This is a genomic window from Anaeromusa sp., assembly GCF_028691475.1.
Classification (GTDB): Bacteria; Bacillota; Negativicutes; order Anaeromusales; family Anaeromusaceae; genus Anaeromusa.
This window is the reverse complement of record NZ_JAQUZF010000133.1, coordinates 1-6,179: the sequence shown is the minus strand read 5'-3', so window position 1 is coordinate 6,179 and position 6,179 is coordinate 1. Positions and strand designations below refer to the sequence as shown.

Genomic DNA, 6,179 nt, shown 5'->3' with positions numbered 1-6,179 from the left:
TGTGCAAATTCACTTTACCATAACAGATGGGTGTTTTTCTATATTTCAAGGCCTATATTGAAAATAAGATGACCTTAGAAGCAGCAAGGATTCAAAGCTGTTTTTGAGGTGCGAAAGTTGAGTTATTCTACTTATATAATACATACAAAAATTCCAAGAGCCTTTTTATAAAGCACCACGTCCCAAAAGAACGTCACTTGCCATAACGCAACTGACCCTAGTTGCATTCAGTGCTATCTCGATAGAAACCGTTACTAGAGCAACAGATCCCATGGACCTTATATCTTTTCAAATTAAAACCGTACTTCGTACCCTCACTTTACTCACTCTACTCCTGTTAAAAAATCCACATCCCACCTTCTCTACGGTTTCTTATTCAGTAGGTCCACCGCCAGCTCCGCGGCCCGATAGGCTTTATCACGCAGTTCTCTCATGCGCGGCAGCCAAGGGCGCGCCGGGTTTTGCAGCAACGCCTGCACCGCCTCGGACAGTTCCTCCGCCTGCAGGTTGCGCAGCGAGCCAATAGGCTTTTCTCCCAGCATAGACAAGAAGCGTTCAATCTTCGGATCGTACGAAATGCCGATTAACGGCACCTGCATGATCGCCGCGAAAATCAACGCATGCAGCCGAATGCCTAAAAGAACATCTAAATTCCCCACCAGCGACAACAGTTCGCTCGTGGTATACGCGTCCTGCAGAACCACCGAGTGCTGCTTCATGCGAGCCTGCACCTTGCGCGCCGCCTGTATGTCTTCTGTAGACTGCATAGGCAGAAACACAATACGTGCGCCGCAGCTCTCCACCAAATGGTCTGCGGCTTGCGCCAGCGCTTCCTTATAACCGTCCCAGCCCTGCCATTCGCGGATGGCCAAGCCCACCAACGGCGCTGTACCCTCCAGACCATGACGTTTCAGAATAACACGCCCCAGCCCTTTGTCCACCGGATGCATCGCTAGTACCGGGTCTGCGGTCACTTCCTGCGGCGGCCTGCTAATATGCAAACGCCGCAATTCTTCCAGCGAACCTTCGTCCCGCACCGTGATCAGAGCCGCGTCATTGCCTACGTAGCGCATTACTCGCTGCGCCAAGGAGCCGCAAACCGGCCCAATTCCCTGCGAATACAACATAACCGGCGTACCCATGCGTCTGGCCAGCCACATGACGCCCAAATAGTAATACAGACTCCGCTCGCTGGTCACGTCCTGAAGCAAACTGCCGCCGCCGCTAATAAGCAGCTTCGAACGCTTCAAAAGGCGCATCACCGCCGGCACATCCAAACGATGCACCGCCTGTACGCCATGGCGGCGGCGCGTATCGTCCGGATTGCCTGAAATGACCGTAATGATCGCCTCCGGCGCCAGATCTCCAATAACTTCAATCATCGCCGCCAGCATCGCCTCGTCGCCGGCGTTGGAAAAACCATAATAACCTGAAATGGCAATCTCACTCATCCCCTGCGGTTCTCCTTTCCAGCAGGTATGTGAGATACTGGGCAATCTGCAAAGCAACCACAGCCAGCACGCCAAATACAATGCCCACGAGCAGACCGTCAAAAGCCCGCACCGTCGACATCAGCACCGGCGTACGCAAATGAGCAAAGGTTTCCACCAACGATCCCTGAGCGATTGTCGCTCCCAGTACCAAAACAAAATGCACCAGCCTAGGCCACTGGCGATACCACGCCAGCATAGCCAGAAAAAAGGCCGGATGACCTATCAAAAATTCTTTTTCCCGCGGCCGGGCGTACATCACTTTTTCCAAAAACGCCCGTAGTTTTATCTCGATTGCAGGAACCGGCACGCCTGCCGTATGGCCGGAACGACCCACAAAAATCCAAGCCGCCACAGCCAATAACGCAACACCTAGCAGTGTCTTCACATAAATCGGATAGTTCAGCATGCGTTTCAGCTGCGGTACTACGCCGAGTACAGGCTCCGGCCCAAAGAGGTTATGGCGAGCCAAATACGTAATGGAAACCAAAAGAAGCGGCGCTATAAAGGTCACCTTGACGCCACGGTAAATCTCCATTTCCAAGAAGAAACGCACATCGCCCAATAAGCCGGCCACATACAAGCCGCCAACCAAAGAGAAGAGCACCAGCAGCGTCAAGCTTACCGCTCCATCGCCCAGAATGCGCGTCAAAGGCGCGCCTTTTTTCGGCGAGAGCCAACGCCAGCGATCCAACTGCCAGGTCATGGACAAAGCCGGAATAATCACGGCGCTCGCTAAAGCCGCCACCTGCCGCGCCATCAACCCGCCGCCTTTAAAGACAGGCACTATCAAGACAGCCGCGGTAATCACCAGCAATATATACTGCAACAACGGCGAAAACGGCCGCACAAGGGACAAGAACAGCACTCCGGATGCCGCTGCGCCGAGCATGATTAACGCCAACACATACGGCGAAGGCGTATACTCAGCAAACACGTCGGCCCGGCCAATCGCAAAGCCTTTTTCCATAATCCCGCTGCGCGTAGCTCGCACATAATCGAGGTTTGTTTCTAGCAGTGTCTTCCCTGGATCGGTCTTGACGAATTTCCGCAGCAAGTTAATGCGAATATTGCGTTCCTGATCCGTCACTGGCCAACGATGCGCCGCCTCGTCCGGTTTGAGCTTCAGCATTTCATCCTTAGCGATGGTGTACACCCGCGCCGCCCGATAATTCACCAAAGCCGCCAAGTCCAACAGGCCATCCTGCTTAACAAACTGCAGCTGCAACGGATGTTCGATCATACCCAAGGTCAATTGACGCTCCTTCATCTTCTGCGCCGTCAGCGCCAGTTGATTCGGATACCCCAACGCCTCTTCACCCACAAACATGAGCGTGCTCACCTGCTTTTGCACGCCTGCCGCATCGATACGGGCAAAAGCCGCTTCCACGTCCTCCGCCTTCACCAGCGTGTAATTGCTGGGGCGGACCACGACTAAAAAGCCTGCCTGCGCCACTTGGCGCATCTCATCAGTCGGCAGACCTAAATTCCATTTGACAGCCTTTTCATAGTCGGCTTTTACCTGCAGCACGCGCTGGCCTTCCGCCACCGAAAGGACGCGGCTCTCTCCTAAACGACGTTCCAAATCCGCTTTGACTTCGCTAAACACCGCTTCATCGTGACCAATGACATAAATATCTTCGGCCGCAATGCGCCCGTTTTCGACTAAGCGACGCCAAAAAGGGTCCGACAGCGTTCCCGTACGATACTGGTGCAGCAAATGAGCCCCAGGCATGCTTGTCACCTGACCGTTTTGATTCAACTTCTCCAACGTCCGCTCATACACGGCCAGCGACGTTACGCCTGCTTCGCGAAACTGCGCCAGCACGTCTTGCTCCGAACGCCCTTCGATCCGGGCCAATTCCGCCAGCTCTTCACGGTCATAAACCATTTCCACAGTATGATTGGCCGTCTCCGTCTGATGTCTCTGCCAACCTGCATACAAAGCAGCAATAAGCCCCAGCGCCATGCAGGCCAGCAGCCAGCGGTTATAACGGAATTTCGTCAAAAACCTCTCCACCTTAACTTTGCTTTCTCTCAAGTACGGCAGCTTACGCCGTACTGAGGCAACATTCCTTAATTCGCGCTAAAAGAAAAAACTCCTGCCAAAACAAGCGTTTAACTTCTTTCTTTAGCAATAATCGTCAGCCGGCCTTCTTGGGCTTGCACATCAGCAATCACCATCGGCACAGGCACACGCTTCACATCCAGAAGCATCACGCCCTTGCCGCCAAGGCTTCCCAGCTGGCGCACGCTGCGGCCGCCTACTTTAAAATAAGTAGGCACAAAACGAATCGTATCCCCGTCCGTCTCAACGCGCCCCTCCACCTGCAACGGCAGGGAGAAGACGCCGCCAACGCCATAGGCGCCGGAAATATCGATTTTCTCTGGATGAATTTGCACGCGAACTTGTTCAAAGCCCTTCATTTCCTGCCGCAAAAGTTCCGCCAAGCTCTCTTCGCTAACCGCCAGTCGCGCAGACAGTTTCCGCGGATTCTGCAGGGAAATGCGCTGGTTCTGCAGCAAAGATAACAAATCAATGCGGGCGTCTTGAATATCGGCGGACAACTCCTCAAAGGCCAAACGATCCAGCCTTCCCTTCACGGCAGTCACTTGCAGCCGTGGCATATGCCCGGTCAACCAAAACAAAGCCGGCCGACCGCTTGTTTCCGCCTCCACAGTGTCCGCTTCAAACTGTTTGGTCAACGACGCTTCCAACATGCCGTTCAAGGTTGCCGGCAGCAGCAGCTCCAGCAAAATAAGAACTGCCGCAATCATCGCCAAAACAGTACCTGTTTTACGCACGACTTAGTCCCCCTGCATTCCCCGGCGCAAATACGCCTGAATAAACAGCTCCAAATCCCCGTCCATAACAGCCTGTACATTGCCTGTTTCCGCATTCGTCCGATGGTCTTTGACCATATTGTACGGATGGAAAACATAAGAACGAATTTGGCTGCCCCATTCAATGGCCTGGTAGTCTCCGGCCAGCTCGTTCAGCTCCTGCTCCTGCTTCTGCCGTTCCAAGACAAACAGCTTCGCCCTCAGCATATGCAGACACTGCTCTCGGTTTTGAATCTGCGACCGTTCGCTTTGGCATTGAGCCACAGTTCCTGTCGGTATATGGGTCATGCGCACCGCAGAGTCAGTTTTGTTGATATGCTGACCGCCGGCGCCGCTGGCGCGATACGTATCTACGCGCACATCGGCCATATTCAAGTCCACTTCTACCGTATCGTCAATTTCCGGCATGACGTCCAACGCCACAAAAGAGGTATGCCGCCGGCCACTGGAATCGAAGGGCGAAATACGCACCAGCCGATGCACGCCTTTTTCCGATTTCAGATACCCGTACGCATTATGGCCGCTGACTAAAATGGTGGCGCTTTTCACGCCAGCTTCATCACCAGCGAGAAAATCCATGGTCTCCACTTTATAGCCGCCCTTTTCCGCCCAGCGCACATACATGCGCAGCAGCATTTGCGCCCAATCTTGGGCTTCCGTGCCGCCCGCGCCGGCATGAAGCGTCAAAATAGCATTATTGGCATCATACTCTCCCGCCAAAAGCAGCGTCAACTGCAGATGCTCCAGCTCCTGCTTAAGCTGATTCAACGAAGATTCCACTTCCGGGTACAGGCTTTCGTCCTTCTCCTCCATACCCAAATCCCAAAGCACTTGCATATCTTCATAACGACTTTCCAGCTTCCGGTAGGTTTCGCAAGTGTCCTTCAACGCCGTCGTTTCCCTCATCAACTGCTGCGCCTTCTCCGGATGATCCCAGAAATCCGGCGCTCCCATTTCATATTCCAGTTCGGCGATCTTTTCCTCTTTGACAGCTACGTCAAAGAGATCCCCTCATTTCCTCTAGCGTTTCTCCAACACGGACGATCTCCACCCGTAAATCTTCCAATAACATGCCTTCAGCCCCTTTAAGATAATAATAGTATTAACAGGAGTAATCGGAGTAGAGGGAGGGCTCGAAATAGGGTTATGTGTATTTTTTATATTAAAACCGTACTCCATAGCCCTCACTTTACTCCCTCTACTCCTGTTCAAAATACCGTACTCTTACATTCCCTTGTTCACCGAGAACTCATTAATCGCTTTATCGATCTCCTGCACCAGAGTCTCCGGCAGGCCCTCGATATCTACATTTAAGAAGCCGCGCACAATCGTCGCCGTAGCCTCGTCCTCATTCAAGCCGCGCGCCATAAGATACTCGATCTCTTCCGGCGCAATCTTGCCCACCGCCGCCTCATGGCTGAGCTCAGCATTGTCGGTTCGCGCCTCCAGCTCCGGAATGGCGTGAATCACGCCTTTCGGATGCAAAATCAAGCCGTTGCACTCTAGATGCGCCTTGCTTTCCGGGGCCTTGCCCAACAGATGGCCGCGATTAATAATAATGCCCCCTGTGGACAGCGTTCGCGCCACAATCTCGCCGCGCACTCCGGGAGCTTCTAGAATCACCCGGCCGCCGATATCCATATGCGCTCCTTCGGGAGCCACTATAACGGAATTCAGCCGCGCCACCGCGCCCCGACCTACCAGACGTGTCGTCGGATACATCTGAATATCCTTTACCCGCTGCAAGCAGATGTAATTCGACAAATACGTGCCGCCCTCTTCGACGATTACACCAGTCCGCGGCCGTACAGCCACTTCTTCTCCCCAGCGGTGAATCATGGTAAA

The 6,179-nt window shown here is 53.5% G+C and carries 5 protein-coding genes; all 5 read right to left on the bottom strand.

The annotated features are described in order from the left end of the window. Positions 1 to 362 precede the first annotated feature (362 nt). Positions 363 to 1,451: a polysaccharide pyruvyl transferase CsaB gene (csaB, locus tag PHF27_RS12795; RefSeq protein WP_300070799.1), complete on the bottom strand. Its 1,089-nt coding sequence runs from the start codon at positions 1,449 to 1,451 to the stop codon at positions 363 to 365. Then, positions 1,444 to 3,498 carry a DUF5693 family protein gene (locus PHF27_RS12790; protein WP_300070796.1) on the bottom strand — a complete coding sequence of 685 codons (2,055 nt, stop codon included), beginning with the start codon at positions 3,496 to 3,498 and terminating at the stop codon, positions 1,444 to 1,446. Before PHF27_RS12790 ends, csaB begins: the two co-directional genes overlap by 8 nt. Positions 3,499 to 3,608: 110 nt before the next feature. Beyond that, positions 3,609 to 4,295: an LmeA family phospholipid-binding protein gene (locus PHF27_RS12785; protein ID WP_300070793.1), complete on the bottom strand. Its 687-nt coding sequence runs from the start codon at positions 4,293 to 4,295 to the stop codon at positions 3,609 to 3,611. Between the two features lie 3 nt (positions 4,296 to 4,298). Continuing rightward, positions 4,299 to 5,406, bottom strand: a protein-coding gene (gene prfB, locus PHF27_RS12780; protein WP_300070790.1) for a peptide chain release factor 2 whose coding sequence is annotated in 2 segments (ribosomal slippage) — positions 4,299 to 5,333 and positions 5,335 to 5,406 — 1,107 coding nt in all. Because the reading frame shifts where the segments join, the coding sequence is not laid out codon by codon here. 152 nt (positions 5,407 to 5,558) lie between these two features. After that, on the bottom strand, positions 5,559 to 6,179 hold a 621-nt coding region (locus PHF27_RS12775), incomplete at its 5' end, for a SufD family Fe-S cluster assembly protein (RefSeq protein ID WP_300070787.1).

Bases quoted from the DNA above. Each gene is read 5' to 3' on its own strand.
- csaB (WP_300070799.1), bottom strand. From the start codon at position 1,451: ATGAGTGAGATTGCCATTTCAGGTTATTATGGTTTTTCCAACGCCGGC.